Here is a 20,685-nt window from a genome sequence, read left to right as displayed (position 1 = left end):
GCCCGACCGCACCGGGCCCGACCAGGCAGGATGAAGACATGGATCTCCGTATCTTCACCGAGCCCCAGCAGGGGGCGACCTACGACACCTTGCTCACCGTCGCCAAGGCCACCGAGGACCTCGGCTTCGACGCCTTCTTCCGCTCCGACCACTACGTCAAAATGGGCTCCGGCGACGGTCTGCCCGGCCCCACCGACGCCTGGATCACCCTGGCCGGCCTCGCCCGCGAGACCCGGCGCATCCGGCTCGGCACCCTGATGACCGCCGGCACCTTCCGCCTCCCCGGCGTCCTCGCCATCCAGGTCGCCCAGGTGGACCAGATGTCCGGCGGCCGCATCGAACTCGGCCTGGGCGCGGGCTGGTTCGAGGAGGAGCACACGGCGTACGGCATCCCCTTCCCCAAGGAGAAGCTCGCCCGCCTGGAGGAGCAGCTGGAGATCGTCACCGGGCTGTGGGCCACCGAGCCCGGCCAGACCTACGGCTTCCACGGCACCTACTACGACCTCACGAACTCCCCGGCGCTCCCCAAGCCCGCCCAGTCGAAGGTCCCGGTCCTCATCGGCGGCCACGGCGCCGTCCGCACCCCCCGGCTCGCCGCGCGGTACGCCGACGAGTTCAACATGCCCTTCGCCTCCCTCGAGGACAGCGAGCGCCAGTTCGGCCGGGTACGCGCCGCCGCCCAGGAAGCCGGCCGCGACCCCGGCGACCTCGTGTACTCCAACGCCCTGATCGCCTGCGTGGGCAAGGACGACCGGGAGATCGCCCGCCGCGCCGCCGCGATCGGCCGCGACCCCGACGAACTGCGCACCAACGGCCTGGCGGGCTCGCCCGCCGAGGTCGTCGACAAGATCGGCCGCTACACCGAGATCGGCTCCCGCCGCGTCTACCTCCAGATCCTCGACCTCTCCGACCTCGACCACCTGGAACTGATCTCCTCCCAGGTCCAGTCCCAGCTCTCCTAGCCCCTCCGGCCGCGCGAACAGACCACCCGCAGGCCTGCCCGCGCTCATGGCAGGCCTGCGGGTGGGAGAAGCCATCCGCTCACCGGACAGCGGCCCCGGTCGAGGAACGTCGAGCCGGTATCGGTGGCGGTTGCCTTCCTTCTGGGGTGGGGGGAGCCACTGCTTGTGAGAAGGTCACGCGTGTGATCAACCAGGAAGGCGGCCCTGGCCGCGAACTTGTGCTCGTCGACGGATTGAGCCCTGCGGACGTCGTGCTCGTTCATCGCGAGGCACTTTGCGTGCTGCGCTCCGGCATCGACACAGCCCACTTCGACGCCTACAGCGACGATGCCTGGCCGCCTGCGGTACTGCACTCCTACGAGCGCGCGCTGGTCTTGGCCCGGCAGGAGAGGGCGGACGGTATTCGCTCCCGGCGCGCCGATCCTGGGACGGGAATCGAGATCGACGTCCGTGACGACGCGCAGTTCGAGCTGCTGTTGGACCTGGCTCCTCACACGATCAACGCCGAAGGCTGGCGAGGAGACCGGCTCGTCTTCAGCGCCAGTGACTCGGGAACCGCTCTGTGGATGGCCGTCACGGACGAACAGGCAGCAGAACTCCTGGCCCGACTGGACGCGCTGGGAATCCCACCAACCGCGCTTTCGGCCCAGCCGCCTGGCCGCTGAAACGCAGGCACCAACCGCCTGAAGCAGCGGCGAAGGGGTGCCACCCGCCAATGGTGACTCAGCTCAGTGGACGTGGTGGTACGCGTGGTGGGGAGCCCCGAGTTGGCCCTTCGCTCCGTGCCCCGGCGGGATTCGGAACCTGCGACACCTGCTTGAGGAGCTCGATCGCTCCTCGGCACTGCCGGGGGGCCACCCGGCCACGCTGGTCATGCCGGACCGCCCAGGAGTGCCGGCGTCCGGCGTCGTTGATGTCACTCGTTGATGTCAGAACGGAGTAACCCGCGCGCGCTCGCTGGCACGATGGCCCGGTGGTTGACCTGGAGCGCATCAAGGCAGAGAGCGTGGCCTACTTCCGAGCACTCGATGAGAACGCCACCCTGCGACACCACTTCCGCCACGCTGACGAGGAAGGCGGTCTGTGGTACATCGAGGCCGTACCCGACCACGGCGAGTTGGTCGTCATCAAGCAAGCCGAGCTGACTCCGGCCGGCCGACTCCACCGGTACAGCTGGGAGCACCTGGAGGACGAGCACGGCGGCCTGACCGACCAAGCGATCGACCCTGAAGAAGATCTGCTGGAGACCGTCCCGGCCGAGGAGTTCCAACGGGTGTGGACTCGGTGAGCGGGCCGGACAACCGCTTTAGGAGAGAGGCGGGGAGTGGGGGCGCTGACCTGGAGCTTCGATACCTGGTCAGGCCACCGAGAACGCGACCGCGAGACACCCCCGTTGACCGTGGCTGACCCTTGTATCTGGCACGCCTGTGGCACGGGCTGCCCCCTGAAGCTCCTCAGTCCGTCGGGATCAGGTGCGCCCAGACGGTGCCGAGCCTCTTGAGCAGGGCACGCTGCTCGTCGATCCAGCCGCGGTCCACTTCGAGGGAGAGGGCCAGCCTGGTGCTCTGCTGGTCGGCGATGGTGACCGTGATCCCATCGTGGTCGTCCTCCCGCCAGTTCAGGCGGATGCCGATCTCGGCGACTCGTGCAGCCTCACGCCAGACGGCGTCGTGCCCCGCGGTGACCTCGTCCCATACGTGTGCCCAGCCGGCCAGGTCTCTTGGATCCACATGGGTGTCGAGGACACCGGCCACGAAATCGTTGTGGACCAGGAGTTGCCCCTTCATGTCCGGGATGCCCGGGGCATAGGAGTCGTTCAACTCGACCGCAACACTGCCGCCGTATCTACCGGTGATCCGCAGCAGTGCGAACCGCTCGGGCTCCTTCATGTCCCACCCTGAGGTTCCCCCGTTGCTCGGGAGGGGCTGATCAGCTGGTCAGAGCGGGTTGGCGGGGTTTCAGGTTCACTCGTTCGGACGCTGCCTGCTCGGCGTAGTGCTTCTCTTCGAACTCGACGGGGCTGAGGTAGCCGAGGCGTTTCTGGATGCGCCGACTGTTGTAGAACCCGTCGATGTACTCGAAGAGCGCGAGGTTCGCCTCGGCCCGGGTGGCGAAGGTGCGGCCGCGGAGGCCCTCGGTCTTGATGAGCATCCAGAGGTTCTCCGCCAGGGCGTTGTCGTACGAGTCCCCGACGGAGCCCATGGATGCCTCAATTCCTGCCCGCACCAAGCGTGTTGTGAGCTTCACGGACGTGTACTGACAGCCGTGGTCCGCATGGTGAATCAGCTGGCCGGGCTCGACCTCCCGGGACGCGAGGGCGTACTCGAGGGTGGCCAGCACGAGGTCGGCGTCCGCGTGGGCGGAGGTCTCCCAGGCCACCACCCGACGGGAGAACGCGTCCCTGATCGCCGACAGCCACAAGGGTCCCTCAAGGGTCGAGATCATGGTGAGGTCGGTGACCCACAGCCGGTTCGGCCTGTCGGCGGTGAAGTCGCGCCTGACCAAATCCGGGGCGAGGTCGGCGTCCCGGTCGCGGCGGGTGAAGCCCTTGCCCGTCCGGCGAGGACTGATCCCGGCGAGGCCGGCTTCGCGCATGAGCCGTTCGACTCGTTTGCGGCCGACGTAGACGCCTTCGCGCTTCAGGACGGCGTGCACGCGGGGCGAGCCGTAGATTCCGCCGGAGTCGGTGTGGATCTGCTGGATCTGCCTGGTCAGCTCGGTGTCCCGGCGGTGCCGTTCGCACGGCTCCTTCTTCGCCCGGCGCCAGCGGTAGTAGGTGGAGGAAGGGATGTGCAGTTCCCGGAGGGTGGGCTCGACCTCCAGGTTCTCGTGCTCGTCGAGGAGCGCGGTCACCTGGGCCGGGTCGGGTCGAGCTGTGCCGCGAAAAAAGCCGAGGCCGTCCGCAGGATCTCGTTGGACCGCTTGAGCTGGGTGTTCTCCTTGCGCAGCGCGGCCAGCTCGGCGCGTTCGTCGCTGGTGAGCAGGTCGTCGCGTTCGCCGGCGTCGGCCTCGGCCTGGCGGATCCAGCCGCGCAGGGCCTCATGATGGACACCGAGTTCCTCGGCCATGCGGCGGATCACGGGCTTCGGCTCCGCAGTGCGGTACATCCGCACCGCGCGCTCACGCAACTCCAGTGGGTATTTCCTCGGGGCAGGCATCAGCAGGGCTCCTCTCTGTGAGTCCTACCTGACCTGCTGTCACCATTCTCCGCATCTCGGGGGAACCTCACCCCTGGGTGTTCGGTTCAGCGCTGATGCTGCGCACTCCAGACAGCACCACTGACGATGCCTGCCGCGCTCACCGTCTCACTGGATGACTCAAGACCTGTCTTCTTGCCCTGGGTCTTGCCGGGGATCTTGGTGAGCTGGGTTTTTGCTGGTCAGCGCCAGTATGCTCGCGCGCTTGGTGGTCGTCGTTGGTCGTCATTGGCGACTGTTGAGCAGCCTCGGACGGCCCAGAGACGGCCCAGACATCGGCCCGCTCGGCAGCCTACGAGCTGATGGGCAACTCCCGCGCTCGCTGGCGTGCTTGCGCTCGTAGTTCCTTCAATCGGCTGTGGAACGCGTTGTGGCGGTTCTGGTCGAGGTTCAGCGGGAGGTCGAGCTGGGAGATGAGCCTTGACTCCAGGGCCCACGGGTCGCTCTGCTCGATCCAGCACACTCGCGCGTTGTCCGCCATCCACTGGCTCAGGATGGCTTCTCCGACCCTGCCGAAGGTCATCCGCTTGCCGCTGCCCACGCGGCGCAGCTCGAGTCCGAGCAGGCAACCGAGGGTGAGCCGCAGGGTCGAGCCGGCCGCGTTGCCCCGGTAGTGGTAGCGCACCCGCTTGCGCAGGTTCTGGGTGCTGGTCCGGTTCGCCATGTACCGCGGGGCTATCCCGACGTAGAGCAGGCGCCCGGCGCCCAGGTCCGGGTGGGGCGACTGCTCGAAGTGCCACCCGTAGACCCCTGCCGCCGCCGGTACAGGACTCGGACGCACCAAGACCTCCTGCGCTGACCACAACCGGTCGGGATTGACGAGAGCGGTAGCTTCCACGGAGCCTCCAGGCGTGTCACGGCTGATCGTCGCAGGTTACTGGTCGACGCTGACATGTGACATCAGCTTGGGAAGCTCGTGTGCTTCGGTCTTCGCTGCCTTACTGAACTGGGACGGAACGGTGTGTCCCGACTGGTTGGTCGCCGACCGATCGCCCGCTGTTCCCCGTGGTTCCCCGCACGATCCGGCACGCGTCTGGCACGCCTCTCGTCGGCTCCGGGGCTGGGCTCCGATGAGCTGTACCGACCTGCAGACCGCCCTACCGCCGGAATACGGGAACTTTCCGCCCCGGCGATGGGAGGATCACCGTGCCGGCGCGCCGTATCGAGGAGGGGGCCGAGGTGCTGTCCACCGAGCTGAAGCACACGTTTCAGATCGCCGCGCCGCCGGAGGAGGTCTTCGCGCACCTGGCCGAACCGTTGCACTACGTCGGCCTGTCGCCGCTCGTCGTTGCCGTCCGTGACGTGCGCCGCAACGGCGGCACCGTGAGCTACACGGCCGTGGAGCGTTTCCGCTTCCTGGGCGTCCTGCGGCACGACAACATCACCGACGTCACGCTCGTCGCCGTCCCGGACGGCCTCCCGCACTCCGCCGAGATCTTCGGGGAGGTCCGCAGCCCCGGCCGGGTCCGCATGAGCTACCGCTTCGCCATCGACCGCCACGAGGCCGGCAGCGTCGTCACCGACACCCTGCACCTGCGGACGCCCCCGGGCCTGCTGCGGTTCGCCGCCTCACAGGCGGGAGCGGTCCAGCGGGCCCGGGCCTGTGTTCTGACGGCCCGTCTGGCCCGGCCCGTTTGACGGCTTTCGTGCGGGCAGCCCGGTGGCGAAGGCCGTACGCAGGGTCGATCCTGAAGGCCTGGCTTGGCAGGATTCGGTCCTGCGACACCCGCTTGAGGAGTTCGATCCGAGCCCGCTCCGGTTGCTGCCGTCGACTGGTGCGACGACCGAGCAGAGTCGCTGGTGTACGCCTCCGTCCGGCGTCGTTGATGAAGCTCCTATAGACCGTCAAGCGCTCTGTGTGAGTGGTTTCGGTGTGTGGTGGGGACGGGTGAGGTGCTGGTAGACCTCGCGGGCGATGAAGCGTTTGAGGCAGCGGAGGATATCCTTCTTGGACATGCCTTCGGCGGTGCGGCGGGCGACGTAGTTCCGGGTCCGCTGGTCGTAGCGCATGCGGACCAGCGCGATCATGTGGAGTGCGTGGTTGGCCCGGCGGTCGCCGCCGCGGTTGAGGCGGTGCCGGTTGGTGCGGCCCGAGCTGGCCTGGACGGGGGCTGCCGCGCACAGGTGCGCGAACGATGCTTCCGAGGTGAGCCGCTCGGGGTTGTCGCCGGCGGTGATCAGGAGCTGGGCGGCGGTCTCGGTGCCTACTCCGGACAGCGCGACCAGCGAGGGTGCTGCTTCGGCCACCAGCGACTTCAGTTCGGCATCGGCGTCGGCGATCTCCTCGGTGAGGTACTGGTGGCGGCGGGCCAGACGCCGCAGGGCGATCCTGACCGCGCAGGCCGGGTCGCGGGTGTCCGCGCCGGGCCGGGACCGTGACAGCTGCTTGATCAGCTCGGCGGGGGCCAGTGTGCGCAGCCGCTCACGGACTTCGCCCGGCGCGGTGATGATGAGGGTGCGGATCTGGTTGATGATCTGTGTGCGGGCCTTGACGGCCGAGCGGCGGACCACTCGCAACGCGCGGATGGCCTCCACGATGCCATCGCGGGTCTTGGGGGTCCCGCCAGCCCGGCCGGAGAGTACTGCTGTCGCCGCGGCGAAGGCGTCTACGGGATCGGACTTGCCATTGGCCCTGCGGGCTCGTCGGTCGGGGCGGTCCACCTCGATCACGGTGACCTGGTTCGCCCGCAGCACCCGGGCAAGTTCGGAGCCGTAGGCGCCGGTGCCCTCGACACCGACGGCCATGACCTCGCCGTGCGAGCGAAGCCACTGCAGTAGCCGACGGTAGCCGTCGTGAGTGGTGGGAAATGTCTCGGTGGCCAGGTGCCGGCCGATGGAGTCGATCACTGCGGCCTGGTGGAAGTCGGTGTGGGTGTCGACGCCGCCGATCACCGTTGTCTCTTCTGCCATGCTGATGAGTGCTGTCCTTCCGTGCGACGCATGAGGGATGGCACGCGCCGGTCGGGCGGGAGGACAAGACTGTGATGGGACCTTTGGCCGGGCTCCTATGAGGTCACAAACGCCCGACCGGCCGCGCGCAGGGCGGCGCCACCCGAGTCGGCCGACATGTCATCAACAAGACAGCCTGTGCGTCGGTCAGTCGGCGGGTCAGACCGCCTCGGGCAGCACCACCGACATCCTCACAGTCAGCCGTGGATGTCAGAGACCTTCTGATCCGTAGCTCTATGTAGATCGGTCGCGGACGGCTATTCCGGCCGTGCTACGGCCCTAGGAAGACGCCAACGGACAGGATTGGTTGCTGTGCTTCAGTGCTGTACGCCGATCCCTGTCAGGGTGTCATGTCCCGTCCCCGGGCCCCCTGCGATCCACGCGGTGCTCCTGGGGCATCGCGCCGCTTCGGCACTTCCGGTGGCGTCCGCCGCTTCGCTCGGAGAGGATCACCCGCATGGTTTCGACAGTGACGAACATGACAGTGGACTGTGCAAACGCATACCAACTGGCCCATTTCTGGAGCGAGGTGACCGGACATCGGCCCGACCCCGAGGACGAACCGGGCGACGACGAGACGGAGATCATGCTGCCGGGCGGCCTGGCCCTGCACTTCAACGAAGTACCGGAACCGAAGGCAGGCAAGAACCGGCTTCACCTGTGCTTGCGTCCCGACACCTCGCGGGACGCGGAGGTCGAACGACTCCTGGCGCTGGGCGCCTCCCTGGTCGCCGATCACCGAAAGCCCAACGGCTGGGGGTGGGTCGTGCTCGCCGACCCGGAGGGCAATGAGTTCTGCATCCTCCTGGCCGAATCCGAACGAGCCGCACTGCCCCCAGTGTCCTCGTAGTCACGTAGTGGATACTCCTGCGTCACCGGCAGGGGCCATTGCTGCGGGATTGGCCTGAAGTTCCTCAACACTGCTTCACTGATCGGCACCTGCGCCGGTACCCGAAGCACCGTCTCTGAGCAGGGGAAGAGCCGTCGTCGACTGTCGTCATCTGTCATCGTTGAGCACCCCCGCACGGCCCAGAGACGGCCCGCCAGTGCGGCGGCGCGGGCCGCTTGGCCAGGTGTGATCGGCACCCTGGGCGCGGTGGCGGGCGGGTGGCAGGATCACGAGGGTGACCGATCATGGTGAGCTGACCCTGCGCGCCGGAGGCAAGTCCGTGCGTGTGGCGATCGCGTTGTCCGCACTGGTGGCGATTGCGGCAGGGGTCGCGGCCGGACTCGGTGTTGCGCAGGCCGACAAGTGGGTGATCCTCTCCGGAACCGTCGCTGTGGCGACCGTTGCGAGTGCCCTCGCGTTGCTCGGGCGCCGCGTGGAGGCGGGGCCGGCCGGACTGAGGTTTCGCACGGTGCTGCGATGGCACCGGCTGGAGTGGGACGAGATCGTCCACTTCGAGGAAGTACGGGTAGACAGCAGCGACTCCCGCAACCGCAGCACCCATCTCCGTGTCGCGGCCAAGCTGCGCGGCGGCACTGTCGTCTTTCTGCCGGTGCCGTACCTCGACGCCGCGGAGGCACCGCCCTTCGAGGAACAAGTGGCCCAGCTGCGCGCACTGCGCCGCCGCTACTCGCGCGGTACCTCGGCGCAGTAGCTGCGGGCCTTCGGCATCACCGTGTTCGTCACCGTCACCTGACGCGCCACGATCGAGCGGCGCTCAGTGCGGCCAACTATCGCGCTCACTGGCCAACTACCCAGACAGTCAACCGGGATACGACCCGGCGCTTAGAAGATGCGGGCAAGCCTTGGCAGGTCAACCCGATCGGCCTATGTCGGCACCATGCTGGGCTGCTGAGTGCCGCTGCCGTCCGCCGTCGTTGCCGTCAGCGCTGCCGTCAACGGTCACCTTATGACCACCGCGTTAGGAGCTCGCTCACCGGGGAGTGCGGCCTGCTCCGCACCCACGACGCTGAGGGATGGCGGTGCCCCTGTGGCCGTTCCAGTCCGTTGCCGTCCGGGGGTCTTGATGTCATCGGCTGATGTCACTTCGCTGAGCGCTGACGCGTTGTCAGTCGCCGCAACCTACGGCGACGCTGTCCCGCTGCGCGCTGCTGAGCTCTTGTGATGGCGACTGTCTGCGGATCACTGATCAGGTCATAGTCGTACAGCAGAAGCGCGTTGTCGTCCTCGGCGAGCAGGCGTCGCAACGTATCGATGTGACGCTCAGGGCTGGTGAGTAGCCGCTTCGACTCCAGCCAGGCGGCCGGACCACCATCGTCTTCCAGCACGGGACCACCGTAGTCAGCCGGCCCGGTGTCGTCTGCCAGTTCTCCGGGCTTAGGCATGGCGGTACCAGTGTCGCAGACCCAATCGGGTGACCTGGGGCTGACGCTCGCTACGACTGTTGTGAGGAGTCGTCACCGGTCGTCACTGAGCGGCGTCGGACGGCCCAGAGACGGCCCGGGGGCGATCACTCGTCAGCCGCCCGCCACTCGTCGAGCCGGACCTTGACCTGGTGGTTGTGAGCGGCGTGCCAGAAGACCTCACCACTGACGAGGGATCCTAGGCCCGGAAGGTCCATCCACTGCGGCATGGCCGTGATTTCCGCCAGCGCCATAGCGTTCGGCACACCATCTATACGTATGAAGACACCGAAGGGCTGGCGACCGATGACCTCGCCGGTGATCCGGGTCCCTACGGGCAGGGCCGCGACGGTTGCCGCCCAGCTCCGCCGCACCTCGCCCGCGGCCGGCACGTCAGGACCCGTCGGCCACGCATACTCATCCATCGCTGGAGCATGACATCCCCGGCTGGCTGTTCCCCGGGGGTGTCGGTACCAGGTGGCAGGATGCCGGGCCATGACCGCACCGATCAGTGAGTCGTGGACGCGAATCGAGAACTGGCTGGCCGAGCACGCGCCAGCGACCTACGCCGCGCTGGCGCCGCCCGCGGATCCGGCGGACATCGCCGCGATCGAACGCGTCATCGGCCGGCCATTGCTGAGGCCCTTGGTGAGGTCGCTGCTGCGGCACGACGGTCTCCTCGACCAGCGGGGCTCGCTGCTGCCGGCGTTCTACCGACCGATGAGTGCACGCGAGATAGCGGCTGCCTGGCAACTTCTCACCGGCTTCTACGACCAGCGCACGGCGGATGAGAAAGGAGACGAGGCGGACTACGACTTCATGAAGATCGGGTCCAGCAGCGTCCTGTTCGGCCACCCGCAGTTGATCCCCATCGCGCGGGACGTCGGCGGGGGGCACCTCGTGCTGGACCACCGTCCCGAGATCGACCGGGGGCGCGTCCACGAAGCCGAGGCCGTGGAAGGCATCATGCGCGTATCGCATGAGATGTGGACGTCCCTGCCGGTGCTCATGGAGGCGATCGCCACGTCTCTCGAGACCAACCAGCCCCTCAACGGCTACACGCCGGTAGTGGACCAGGAGCAGAGGCTGCACTGGGACTTCATACCGCTGCGCAGTGACCGGACCGTGCATCGGTCATGACATAGCAGCGGATAGTGAGGTCGGGGGAGCCTCAAAGGGCGAGTCAACGCCGTCGGCGCGATCAATAGCCGAAGAAGTGAAGGGCCGGGTCTCTGACCTGCGGCCGTGTAATCGATCAACGCTGCGACCTGCGACTTAGCTGTCGACGGTTGTCGACGTTGGCCTCGTTGAGCACCCCCCGCACGGCTCAGAGACGGCCCGAGCGAGGGTGTCGCAGTGTGCCTCTCGATGCGCTGAAGTGGAGCTTCCCAAGTAGGGTGGGACACACGACGTGCTCATCGGCCGCCTTCCGCTGCTGACCTCTCCGTCGCCCCCCATGTGCGTCCGCTGCTGGTCGTGGCGTGACATTCCAAGCGCGGCTCGGGCACTGAATTCCCGTGGAGTGCGGATTCCCGGACAAGCGCTAGAGAGGTAATCATGGCCTTTGCCGCTGCCAAGGACGGCACACAGATCTACTTCAAGGACTGGGGGTCGGGCCCACCGGTGGTCTTTTCCCACGGCTGGCCACTGATCGCGGACGCGTGGGATCCGCAGCTGAAGCTGATGGTGGACAACGGCTTCCGGGTTGTGGCCCACGACCGGCGTGGGGGTGGACGCTCGGGCCAGCCCTGGAAGGGGAACGACCTCGACACGTACGCTGAAGATCTGGCCTCGGTCATCGAGACCCTCGACCTTCGTGACGTCATCCTGGTCGGTCACTCGACCGGCGGGGGAGAGGTCACACGCTACATCGGCCGACACGGCTCCAGTCGTGTCACCAAGGCGGTTCTGCTCGGCGCGATCCCCCCGTTGATGCTCAAGACGGAAGAGAACCCGCAGGGGCTGCCGATCGACGTCTTCGACGAGCTCCGAAAAGGCGTGCTGACGGACCGTTCCCAGTTCTACAAGGACCTCAGTGCTCCCTTCTACGGCGCCAACCGCGAAGGATCGACCGTTTCGCAGGGGACCCGCGACGAGTTCTGGCTCTGGAGCATGACGGTGGGCATCATGGGCGCCCACGACTGCATCAAGGCGTTCTCCGAGACCGACCTCACTGAGGACCTCAAGAAGTTCGACATCCCCACGCTGATCATTCACGGTGACGACGACCAGATCGTTCCCATCGTGGCATCCGCGAATAAATCGTCGCAGCTCGTCAAGGACGTGACCTTCAAGGTCTACCCGGGTGCTCCGCACGGCTTGTCGATGGTTCCCGAGTTCGCGGGACGGTTCAATGCCGACCTCCTCGAATTCGCACGCGGCTGACCGGCCACGCCTCGTCGCGCACTGGTCTTCTCGCGTTCTGGCCTGCGGATGCCCGCCCGCAAGCCTCGACCGTCAGGCGCAGCCGGTGGATCAGCTCGTGTGCGCCGGCCGTGGGACTTCGCCGCGCACCACGGCGTGAGACCGCGTCAAATGTGGTGCCGGTCCAGTCACGGGGCCGGCTCGTCGTCGGTACCTGCCCCGCTCCCTGCACGCCCCGCTCCTCAGCTTCCACGCCGAAGAGCGGGGGAAGGGCGCCGAAGACCGGGAAGAGGGTGACGCGGGCCTGATCAACTTCGTTCGGCCCTTTTGGTCCTCGAGCAAGGCTGGGGGCCAGTCGCGATCATGCGATTGGCCCCCAGCTCAGCGTCGGGGTGGAGGGATGTGAATTTACGACCTCTTCGTCCCGAAGCAAGTCGGTGGTGTACCCGACCTCGGTTCCCTGTGTCCTTTTATCGGGGGGTGATCGTCAACCCCGTCTCTGTGAGGCAGCCGTCTATGAGGTGGCTGCGGTACTGGATATGGCGGAGGCCACTTCGTATGCGCTGCATGAGGTGCTCCGGGGTGGTGAACGCGACGTTGGAGAGCCAGCCACGCCGCAGCAGGGACCAGATGCCCTCGACGGGGTTGAGATCGGGTGCGTAGGACGGCAGGTAGTAGATGGTCAGCCAGTCCCGCGTCTCGGCGAACTCCCTTAGCCCTGCGGCCTTGTGAACGTTGAGGTTGTCCCAGACGAGGACGATCGGGCCGCCGAGCTGGGTGCGGGCAGCGATGAGCAGGTCGCGGTAGTGGCGCCAGGAGAAGCTCTTGCGTCCGTCGCGGTTTCCGTCGTCGCGGCGGGGACGGTAGATCAGCCGTGACCTGTGCCCGGGTTTGTAGCAGGTCAGCGCGGCAATGGAGATGCGTCTGCGGGAGCGGCCGCGGACCCGCACCACCGGGGTGCGTCCTCGCCGCGACCACGTCTTCGCGTGCGGCGGCGTCATGGAGAAACCGGCTTCGTCCTCGAAGAGGAGCCAGGCTCCACGGGCCGCCGCGAGTCTTCCGCGCAGGGCCACACTCCCCCGCCAGCGGGGGCACCCCCACCTTCACCCAGCCGGCGACGGCCTCCTCGTCCCGCTCCAGGGCCCGGCGGACAGGGACCTGGAGCGACCAGCCGTTACGCACCAGGAGCTTGCGCACACCCTGGACCGTGTAGGTCATAGGGAAGCGCCGACCGATCACGGTCTTGATCCGGCCCAGCGTCCACCGCTGGTCCTCCCAGCCATGCGTGGCCGGCCCTTTGGCGAGCTCCCGCTCCAGTTGGGCGAACTGCTCGTGGCTCAGCCGCGGCAGCGATGCCGGGCCGCTGGAAGTCAGGGCCCGAAAACCGTCCTCGGCCCACGTTCGGCGCCACCGCTGCACCGACCGGACGCTGACCCGCAGCTCCTTGGCGACCATCGCGCTGGTCTCACCACACTCGAACCGCTCGGCCGCCTCCAGCCGTAACCGTTCCCGGAACTCCCGACGCTCGGCGGTCAGGGCCAGCGGTCGGAGGGGTCGTGGACGGCGCCCGCGGCGGTCAGGGCGTCCCAGACCTGCGTGCGTACCGCCTGCTTGGCGCGGTCCAGGGAGTTGGCTGCCACCGGTGTCTCCTTCTCTCTTCTGCACTGCCGTCATCAAGCTGAACAGTCTGTCGTGGACCCCTGCGACTGACACTTCTGCGGATGCATGAACCCCGTTATCTGACCAGGAGTCAGGAAGCTGGCTGTGCTGGTGATCATCCGCAGGAAGGATGTAAGACGCGTTGATGACCCATGAGGATTACCCCGGGAACGGTTCGCCACCAGGAAGGGAAAGCCTTGCGCATCAACCGACTTGCCGGAGTCGTCCTCGGCGCCGCGCTGTTAATGGTCACCGCGGTGCCGACGGCATCGGCCGACACCGAAACCGCCTCGTCGACGGCCGGGTCCTTGGACCGCGCCGCTCTGCGCACCACGCTCGACGCTGTCCATGAAGCAGGCATGTACGGCAGCTACTCGTCCGTTCGTGAGGGGACTGAGCGGTGGACCGGCGCGTCCGGGCTCGCCGACGTGGACACCCGGCGTCCGGTCAAGCCCGGCATGCGGCACCGAGTGGGCAGCATCAGCAAGACGTTCACCGCTGTCGCGGTGCTCCAGCAGGTGGAGCGCGGCCGGATCCGGCTCGACGCGCCGGTCGGCGAGTACCTCCCGGACCTGGTCAAGGGAGAGCGGGGCCGGGACGTGACCGTACGGATGCTCCTCAACCACACCAGTGGCATCGGCGACTATTTCCTGGGAGCCTTCCCCTCCTTCGCCGACGACTCCACGGCCGGCCTCGACGAGGAACGCTTCCGTTCCATCCGGCCCGAGGAACTGGTGCGGCTCGGTCTGGCGGCACCCGCCACGGGACGGCCCGGCGAGCAGCCGGGGTCGTACTCCAACACCAACTACGTGATCGCCGGGCTGCTCCTGGAGAAGGTCACCGGCCAGAACGCCGGGACGTACATCACCCGCAATGTCATGGACCGGGCCGGGCTGCACGCGACCTCCTACCCGCGCACCCCGTACATCAAGGGCCCGCACTCCCGGATGTACGAGTCGTTCTACGGCCTGATCGACCCGCCTCGTGACTACAGCGTCTACGACATGTCGTGGGCGTCCACCGCGGGTGCGATCGTCTCGACCACCGACGACCTGAACCGCTTCTACCGCGCCCTGCTGACGGGCAAGTTGATCGGCCCGGCCGCCCTGGGTGAGATGCTGAGCACGGTCCCCGTCACCGCCGGCGAGGGCAGCATCGACTACGGCCTCGGCATCTACGTGCTCGACCTGCCCGGCTGCGGCCGCTTCTGGGGCCACGACGGAGCGGTCTTCGGAGCCGGCACGATCGCGCTGTCCAGCCGTGACGGCAAGCGCCAGCTCGCCATGGGCTGGAACCTCATGAAGTACCAGCGCCTCAACGAGGACGGTACGGCGCTGGAGCCGAGCCCGATCGACGGCGCCATCAACGGACACATCGCCCAGGCGCTCTGCCCGGCTCCGGAGTCCCGTGAGGCGGTCGCAGGCGCCCGGCACCTGCTTCCCGAGGGGCTGCCCGGAGTGGACCTCTCTCCCGGACAGTGGGTTCCCCGCGGCTGAGACCAGGCCCGCCTGGTGCGGACGTACGGGCGAAGCCCTTCCCCGGCGCCCGTCCCCCGCGGTCCACTGGCCGCCGCTGGTCCGGACGGCAGAACCCCCGGGTCCTCGACCCGGGGGTTTCTCGTGGAGCGGGTGACGAGAATCGAACTCGCGCTCTCAGCTCGGGAGCGATGGAGCTTGCGCGACTGTATGGCTGCTGACCTGGGCGTATCAGTCGATTTGTGGCAGCTCTGAGGATCCGGCGGTACCGCCTGGTCTGGTGCAGGAGGAGACATGCCCGGGTGCCCGTGAACAGGGTGGGCTTCACCCGTTCATGGGTGGTTACCTGAGATCAGGTTGCGGATGTTTCGTTTGTTGCGAATAATTCGGATACAACAGTGGAGGGCGTCATGGGGACTGCAACGGGCAAGAAGCTCGAACCGGGCGTGGTCGACGCAAGCGATGCGCAGCGGGCGCTGCGGCGAGTCAACGACTGTCTTTCGCGCACAGCCCAGAGTGATGGGGACATCCAGGTCCGCCTGGAAACGGGGGTCGACGACGAAGCCCTCGTCCTGCCGCGGCCCGTGGCGGAGATGTTCGCATCGATGCTGGCGGCCCTCGCCAATGGACAAGGCGTCCAGGTCATGCCGGTCGATGCGGAGCTGACGACCCAGCAGGCCGCCGACGTGCTGAACGTGTCCCGTCCGTACTTGATCGGCCTGCTCGAGTCCGGCGGGATTCCGTTCAGGCTCGTGGGGCGTCACCGCCGTGTCCGCTTTGCCGATCTGCGCCAGTATCTGCGCGAGGACGATGCAAGGCGTAAGGGCGCAGCCGACGGGCTGATGGAGATGGATCAGGAGCTGGGACTGCTCTGACATGGCTTTTGTTGCGATCTACGACGCATGCGTCTTGTATCCGAACACGCTGCGTGACTTATTGATCCGTGTCAGTCAGAGAGGGTTCGTCCGTGCCAGATGGACCGACATGATCCTCGACGAGGTGGACCGGAACATCGCGCGGGACTACAACATCGCTCCTGAGGTCTTGGAGCGTCGAAGGTCCCTCATGAACGGGGCCGTACGCGATTGCCTGGTCATGGGCTTCGAGCCTCTCATCGAAGGGCTCAAGCTGCCCGACATGGACGACAGGCACGTGCTGGCTGCGGCCATTCAGGCGGGCGCCCAAGTGATCGTTACGAACAACCGCAAGGACTTCCCACCCGACTCCCTGGCGAACTGGGGCATCGAACGCAGGACCGCCGACGAGTTCATGATGGATCTCATGGGGCTGGACGATCGCGTCGTCTATGCCTGCGTGCAGGAGATCGCCACCTCTCGACGGCGTCCGCTGCAGACGTTCGATGACGTGTTGGGCCAGCTGGAACGATCAGGTCTCACCGAGTCCGTGGCCGCTCTACGTCTTGGACCGGGAGCTGTGAACTAGCGAGTTCAAGGAGCGGAGCGGAGGCGGTCGATATGGGTTGCTCTGCCGGACTGTTGCCCGGAGGACGTCCTCTGGGGCCGGCTGCCTGCCGGCCTGGTGGGGGCTCTGTTGTTCGCGCGGTAATTGAGTGTCGGTGTGGGCCCGACGCCGCCCATACTCGGTCACGTGTTCCTGATGATCAGTACCACCGGCGTCCCCGAGCGTCCCGCGACCGATCTGGGTTTTCTGCTGCACAAGCATCCCGGGAAGGCGCAGGCGTTCTCCACCTCCTACGGCACGGCGCACGTCCTCTACCCCGAGGCGGACGCCGAGCGCTGCACGGCGGCGCTGCTGCTGGAGGTGGACGCGGTGGCGCTGGTCCGGCGGGGCAGGGGCAAGGGGCGGGGTGGTGCGCCCGACGCCGCGCTCGCGCAGTACGTCAACGACCGTCCGTACGCGGCGTCCTCGCTGCTCGCCGTCGCGCTGAGCGCGGTCTTCTCCAGCGCGATGCGCGGTGTGTGCAAGGCCCGCCCGGAGCTGCCGGGGCAGCCGCTGCCGCTGTGCATCGAGATACCCGCGCTGCCCGCGCGCGGCGGCCCCGCACTGGTCGGCCGGCTCTTCGAGCCGCTCGGCTGGACGGTCACGGCCGAGCCGGTGCCCCTGGACACCGAGTTCCCGCAGTGGGGCGACTCGCGGTACGTACGCCTCGTCCTGGAGGCGGACACCCTCACCCTCGCCGAGGCCCTGCGCCACCTCTACGTCCTGCTCCCCGTCCTCGACGACGCCAAGCACTACTGGGTGGCGTCCGACGAGGTGGACAAGCTGCTGCGCGCCGGTGAGGGCTGGCTGCCCGGCCACCCGGAGCAGAAGCTGATCACCAGCCGTTACCTCACCCGGCGCTGGTCGCTGACGAGGGAGGCGATGGAACGGCTCGAGCTGGTCCGGCTGGCCGAGGCGGACGACAGTGAGGTCGAGGAGATCGACAACGCCGTGGGGGAGGACAGCGAGAGCGAGGAGAAGCCGACCCCGCTCGCCGTGCAGCGTCGGGACGCGATCGTCGCCGCGCTGCGTGCGTCCGGGGCCGCCCGGGTGCTCGATCTCGGGTGCGGGCAGGGCCAGTTGGTGCAGGAGCTGCTGCGAAACCCGGCCTTCACCGAGATCGTGGGCCTCGACGTGTCCATGCGGGCGCTCACCAGCGCCTCCCGGCGGCTCAAGCTGGACCGCATGGGGGAGCGGCAGGCGGCGCGGGTGAAGCTGCTGCAGGGCTCGCTGTCGTACACCGACAAGCGGCTCCAGGGGTACGACGCGGCCGTGCTCAGCGAGGTGATCGAGCACCTCGACCCGCCGAGGCTGCCCGCCCTGGAGTACGCCGTGTTCGGCGCGGCCCGCCCCCGTACGGTCCTCGTGACCACCCCGAACGTCGAGTACAACGTGCGCTGGGAGAGCCTGCCGGCCGGGCATGTCCGGCACGGCGACCACCGCTTCGAGTGGACCCGTGAGGAGTTCCGCGGCTGGGCGGCCGGGGTCGCCGAACAGTACGGCTACGAAGTCGAGTTCGCACCCGTGGGGCCGGACGACCCGGAGGTCGGACCGCCCACCCAGATGGCCGTGTTCGTGACAGTGGACAAGAAGACCATGGACAAGAAGGAAGAGGTGAAGGCAGCGTGAGCAGCGAGACCACTGCCGAAGCCCGCAGCGCCGAGGGCCGGGTTCTGCCCGTCACCGACCTTTCCCTCGTCGTTCTCGTCGGGGCCTCCGGCTCGGGCAAGTCCACCTTCGCCCGTCGGCACTTCAAGCCCACCGAGGTCATCTCCTCCGACTTCTGCCGCGGCCTGGTCGCCGACGACGAGAACGACCAGAGTGCGTCCGGGGACGCCTTCGACGTCCTGCACTACATCGCGGGCAAGCGGCTCGCCGCGGGGCGGCGCACCGTCGTCGACGCCACCAGCGTCCAGCAGGACGCCAGGCGCCAACTGGTCGACCTGGCCAGGCAACACGACGTACTGCCGATAGCCGTCGTGCTCGACGTGCCCGAGGAGGTGTGCGCCGAGCGCAACGCGGCCCGTTCCGACCGCGCGGACATGCCCCGCCGGGTCGTGCAGCGGCACATCCGCGAACTCCGCCGCTCCCTGCGGAGCCTGGAGCGCGAGGGCTTCCGCAAGGTGCACGTCCTGCGGGGTGTCGCCGAGGTCGAGGACGCCACCGTCGTCACCGAGAAGCGGTACAACGACCTCACCCACCTCACCGGGCCCTTCGACATCATCGGCGACGTCCACGGCTGCGCCGCCGAACTGGAGTCGCTGCTGGTTGCGTTGGGATACGTCGACGGGGTGCACTCCGAGGGTCGCACCGCGGTCTTCGTCGGTGACCTCGTGGACCGGGGGCCGGACAGTCCGGGCGTGCTGCGGCGGGTCATGGCCATGGTGAAGTCGGGCAACGCGCTGTGCGTGCCCGGCAACCACGAGAACAAGTTCGGGCGGTACCTGAAGGGCCGCAAGGTCCAGCACACCCACGGCCTTGCCGAGACCGTCGAGCAGATGGATCGGGAGGGTGAGGAGTTCCGGTCTGAGGTACGGGAGTTCGTCGACGGCCTGGTCAGTCACTACGTCCTCGACGGCGGCCGGCTGGTCGTCTGCCACGCCGGGCTGCCGGAGAAGTACCACGGCCGTACCTCCGGCCGGGTCCGCAGCCACGCCCTGTACGGCGACACCACCGGCGAGACCGACGAGTTCGGCCTGCCCGTGCGCTACCCGTGGGCCGAGGACTACCGGGGCCGGGCCGCCGTCGTCTACGGCCACACCCCGGTCCCCGAGGCGACCTGGCTGAACAACACCATCTGTCTGGACACCGGCGCTGTCTTCGGCGGCAAGCTCACCGCGCTGCGCTGGCCGGAGCGGGAACTGGTCGACGTGCCGGCCGAGCGGGTCTGGTACGAGCCGGTCCGCCCGCTGCGCACCGAGGCTCCCGGCGGGCACGACGGCCGTCCGCTGGACCTCGCCGACGTGCACGGCCGCCGGGCCGTGGAGACCCGGCACGCCGGCCGGGTCGCCGTGCGCGAGGAGAACGCCGCCGCCGCGCTGGAGGTCATGAGCCGCTTCGCGATCGACCCGCGCCTGCTGCCCTACCTCCCGCCGACCATGGCCCCCACGGCCACCTCCCGCCTGGACGGCTACCTGGAGCACCCGGTCGAGGCCTTCGCCCAGTACCGGGAGGACGGGGTCGAGCGTGTCGTGTGCGAGGAGAAGCACATGGGGTCGCGGGCGGTCGCCCTGGTCTGCCGGGACGCGGCCGCGGCCGCCCGGCACTTCGGCGTCGAGAACGGCCCGGCCGGATCGCTCTACACTCGTACCGGACGCCCGTTCTTCGACGACGCCGCGGTCACCGAGGAGATCCTCGGCCGGCTGCGCACGGCGGTCACCGAGGCCGGGCTCTGGGACACGCTCGAGACGGAATGGCTGCTGCTGGACGCCGAGTTGATGCCGTGGTCGCTGAAGGCGGCCGGGCTGCTGCGTGCGCAGTACGCCGCCGTGGGCGCCGCCTCCGGCGCGGTGTTCCCGGGCGCGCTGGCGGCCCTGGAGGAGGCTGCCGCCCGGGGCGTGGAGGTGAAGGAGCTCCTGGACCGACAGAGTGAACGCGCCGACGACGCCGCCGCGTTCACCGACGCCTACCGCCGTTACTGCTGGCCCACCGAGGGACTGGACGGCGTACGCCTCGCCCCGTTCCAGATCCTCGCCGTCCAGGGCCGCAGCCTCGCCGCCCTGCCGCACGACGAGCAGCTCGCCCTGCTCGACCGCATGGTCGAACACGACGCCACCGGTCTGCTGCGGACCACCCGCCGCCTGTACGTCGACCCCGCCGACCCGGAGTCGGTGCGGGCGGGTGTCGACTGGTGGCTGGAGATGACCGGACGCGGCGGCGAGGGCATGGTCGTCAAACCGGTCGGCGCCCTGGTCCGCGATCCGAAGGACCGCCTGGTGCAGCCCGGGATCAAGTGCCGGGGCCGCGAGTACCTGCGGATCATCTACGGTCCCGAGTACACGCGCCCCGAGAACCTGGCCCGGCTGCGCGGCCGGTCCCTGGGCCACAAGCGGTCCCTGGCCGTCCGCGAGTACGCGCTCGGCCTGGAGGCACTGGACCGGCTCGCCGAGGGCGAACCCCTGTGGCGGGTCCACGAGGCGGTCTTCGGCGTCCTGGCCCTGGAGTCGGAGCCCGTCGACCCGCGGCTTTGACTTCCGCTCCCCGTCCTGAGGAGCAAGGCCATGAGGGCGGGGATTCCTGCCGCGGTCGTCTGACCGTCTCGGCGAGTTCCTGCGCCACATGGGACGGCGCGATCTCGTACCTGCGGGC

At 68.2% G+C, this 20,685-nt stretch carries 21 protein-coding genes; 13 read left to right on the top strand and 8 right to left on the bottom strand.

Annotation, left to right across the window (positions count from 1 at the left end; all coding sequences use genetic code 11):
• Positions 1 to 38: 38 nt before the first annotated feature.
• The 3 genes from PYS65_RS08920 to PYS65_RS08910 all read left to right on the top strand — a co-directional run bounded on the left by PYS65_RS08920 (position 39) and on the right by PYS65_RS08910 (position 2,250).
• Positions 39 to 962 carry an LLM class F420-dependent oxidoreductase gene (locus PYS65_RS08920; RefSeq protein WP_279333283.1) on the top strand — a complete coding sequence of 308 codons (924 nt, stop codon included), beginning with the start codon at positions 39 to 41 and terminating at the stop codon, positions 960 to 962.
• Between the two features lie 182 nt (positions 963 to 1,144).
• On the top strand, positions 1,145 to 1,627 hold the full coding sequence (locus tag PYS65_RS08915) for a hypothetical protein (RefSeq protein WP_279333281.1): 483 nt from the start codon (positions 1,145 to 1,147) through the stop codon (positions 1,625 to 1,627).
• A 308-nt stretch (positions 1,628 to 1,935) separates the two neighbouring features.
• Entirely contained in the window at positions 1,936 to 2,250 is a 315-nt protein-coding gene (locus tag PYS65_RS08910; protein WP_279333279.1) for a hypothetical protein, read from the top strand.
• A gap of 166 nt (positions 2,251 to 2,416) precedes the next feature.
• Here PYS65_RS08910 and PYS65_RS08905 read toward each other — a convergent pair whose 3' ends face one another.
• The 4 genes from PYS65_RS08905 to PYS65_RS08890 form a co-directional block, all read right to left on the bottom strand.
• The gene (locus PYS65_RS08905; protein ID WP_279333277.1) at positions 2,417 to 2,851 is read right to left on the bottom strand and encodes a DUF5959 family protein; all 435 of its coding nucleotides are present in this window, start codon (positions 2,849 to 2,851) and stop codon (positions 2,417 to 2,419) included.
• A gap of 40 nt (positions 2,852 to 2,891) precedes the next feature.
• On the bottom strand, positions 2,892 to 3,815 hold the full coding sequence (locus tag PYS65_RS08900) for an IS3 family transposase (RefSeq protein WP_279331602.1): 924 nt from the start codon (positions 3,813 to 3,815) through the stop codon (positions 2,892 to 2,894).
• Positions 3,812 to 4,120, bottom strand: coding sequence for a transposase (locus PYS65_RS08895; protein ID WP_279331601.1), 309 nt, complete (start codon positions 4,118 to 4,120; stop codon positions 3,812 to 3,814). The genes PYS65_RS08900 and PYS65_RS08895 overlap by 4 nt, the downstream gene beginning before the upstream one ends.
• 331 nt (positions 4,121 to 4,451) lie before the next feature.
• A complete protein-coding gene (locus tag PYS65_RS08890; protein ID WP_279333275.1) occupies positions 4,452 to 4,940 on the bottom strand; it encodes a GIY-YIG nuclease family protein in 489 nt (162 codons plus the stop codon).
• 365 nt (positions 4,941 to 5,305) lie between these two features.
• Here PYS65_RS08890 and PYS65_RS08885 point away from each other — a divergent pair, with 365 nt between their 5' ends.
• The gene (locus tag PYS65_RS08885) at positions 5,306 to 5,797 is read left to right on the top strand and encodes an SRPBCC family protein (protein WP_279333273.1); all 492 of its coding nucleotides are present in this window, start codon (positions 5,306 to 5,308) and stop codon (positions 5,795 to 5,797) included.
• 207 nt (positions 5,798 to 6,004) lie between these two features.
• On the opposite strand, the gene PYS65_RS08880 is transcribed toward PYS65_RS08885, so the two are convergent.
• Positions 6,005 to 7,069, bottom strand: coding sequence for an IS110 family RNA-guided transposase (locus PYS65_RS08880; RefSeq protein WP_279333271.1), 1,065 nt, complete (start codon positions 7,067 to 7,069; stop codon positions 6,005 to 6,007).
• Positions 7,070 to 7,565: 496 nt separating this feature from the next.
• On the opposite strand from PYS65_RS08880, the gene PYS65_RS08875 reads away from it, so the two are divergent.
• Together PYS65_RS08875 and PYS65_RS08870 are read left to right on the top strand one after the other, a co-directional pair.
• Complete coding sequence (locus PYS65_RS08875; RefSeq protein ID WP_279333269.1) at positions 7,566 to 7,958, top strand: VOC family protein; 393 nt, start codon at positions 7,566 to 7,568, stop codon at positions 7,956 to 7,958.
• Positions 7,959 to 8,232: 274 nt separating this feature from the next.
• Positions 8,233 to 8,709 carry a hypothetical protein gene (locus PYS65_RS08870; protein WP_279333267.1) on the top strand — a complete coding sequence of 159 codons (477 nt, stop codon included), beginning with the start codon at positions 8,233 to 8,235 and terminating at the stop codon, positions 8,707 to 8,709.
• A 388-nt stretch (positions 8,710 to 9,097) separates the two neighbouring features.
• On the opposite strand, the gene PYS65_RS08865 is transcribed toward PYS65_RS08870, so the two are convergent.
• Together PYS65_RS08865 and PYS65_RS08860 are read right to left on the bottom strand one after the other, a co-directional pair.
• Positions 9,098 to 9,343: a hypothetical protein gene (locus PYS65_RS08865; RefSeq protein WP_279333265.1), complete on the bottom strand. Its 246-nt coding sequence runs from the start codon at positions 9,341 to 9,343 to the stop codon at positions 9,098 to 9,100.
• A 182-nt stretch (positions 9,344 to 9,525) separates the two neighbouring features.
• Complete coding sequence (locus tag PYS65_RS08860; protein WP_279333263.1) at positions 9,526 to 9,843, bottom strand: S1 domain-containing protein; 318 nt, start codon at positions 9,841 to 9,843, stop codon at positions 9,526 to 9,528.
• A 70-nt stretch (positions 9,844 to 9,913) separates the two neighbouring features.
• On the opposite strand from PYS65_RS08860, the gene PYS65_RS08855 reads away from it, so the two are divergent.
• On the top strand, positions 9,914 to 10,558 hold the full coding sequence (locus PYS65_RS08855) for an SMI1/KNR4 family protein (protein WP_279333261.1): 645 nt from the start codon (positions 9,914 to 9,916) through the stop codon (positions 10,556 to 10,558).
• Between the two features lie 417 nt (positions 10,559 to 10,975).
• Positions 10,976 to 11,803, top strand: coding sequence for an alpha/beta fold hydrolase (locus tag PYS65_RS08850; RefSeq protein ID WP_279333259.1), 828 nt, complete (start codon positions 10,976 to 10,978; stop codon positions 11,801 to 11,803).
• Positions 11,804 to 12,252: 449 nt separating this feature from the next.
• Here PYS65_RS08850 and PYS65_RS35165 read toward each other — a convergent pair.
• Positions 12,253 to 13,324, bottom strand: a protein-coding gene (locus PYS65_RS35165; protein WP_423836155.1) for an IS630 family transposase whose coding sequence is annotated in 2 segments (ribosomal slippage) — positions 12,253 to 12,835 and positions 12,834 to 13,324 — 1,074 coding nt in all. Because the reading frame shifts where the segments join, the coding sequence is not laid out codon by codon here.
• A gap of 314 nt (positions 13,325 to 13,638) precedes the next feature.
• On the opposite strand from PYS65_RS35165, the gene PYS65_RS08835 reads away from it, so the two are divergent.
• The 5 genes from PYS65_RS08835 (at position 13,639) to PYS65_RS08815 (ending at position 20,567) form a co-directional block, all read left to right on the top strand.
• The gene (locus PYS65_RS08835; RefSeq protein ID WP_279333257.1) at positions 13,639 to 14,937 is read left to right on the top strand and encodes a serine hydrolase domain-containing protein; all 1,299 of its coding nucleotides are present in this window, start codon (positions 13,639 to 13,641) and stop codon (positions 14,935 to 14,937) included.
• Positions 14,938 to 15,326: 389 nt separating this feature from the next.
• Complete coding sequence (locus tag PYS65_RS08830) at positions 15,327 to 15,791, top strand: helix-turn-helix domain-containing protein (protein ID WP_279333256.1); 465 nt, start codon at positions 15,327 to 15,329, stop codon at positions 15,789 to 15,791.
• 1 nt (position 15,792) lies between these two features.
• The gene (locus PYS65_RS08825) at positions 15,793 to 16,359 is read left to right on the top strand and encodes a PIN domain-containing protein (RefSeq protein WP_279333255.1); all 567 of its coding nucleotides are present in this window, start codon (positions 15,793 to 15,795) and stop codon (positions 16,357 to 16,359) included.
• Positions 16,360 to 16,524: 165 nt separating this feature from the next.
• Positions 16,525 to 18,006, top strand: a complete 1,482-nt coding sequence (locus PYS65_RS08820; RefSeq protein WP_279333254.1) for a 3' terminal RNA ribose 2'-O-methyltransferase Hen1 — start codon at positions 16,525 to 16,527, stop codon at positions 18,004 to 18,006.
• Positions 18,003 to 20,567, top strand: a complete 2,565-nt coding sequence (locus PYS65_RS08815; protein WP_279333253.1) for a polynucleotide kinase-phosphatase — start codon at positions 18,003 to 18,005, stop codon at positions 20,565 to 20,567. Before PYS65_RS08820 ends, PYS65_RS08815 begins: the two co-directional genes overlap by 4 nt.
• Positions 20,568 to 20,685: the final 118 nt, after the last annotated feature.

This window comes from Streptomyces cathayae, assembly GCF_029760955.1.
In the GTDB taxonomy this organism is placed as follows: Bacteria; Actinomycetota; Actinomycetes; order Streptomycetales; family Streptomycetaceae; genus Streptomyces; species Streptomyces cathayae.
The sequence above is the reverse complement of the archived record's forward strand: the minus strand, read 5'-3'. Positions and strand labels throughout refer to the sequence as shown.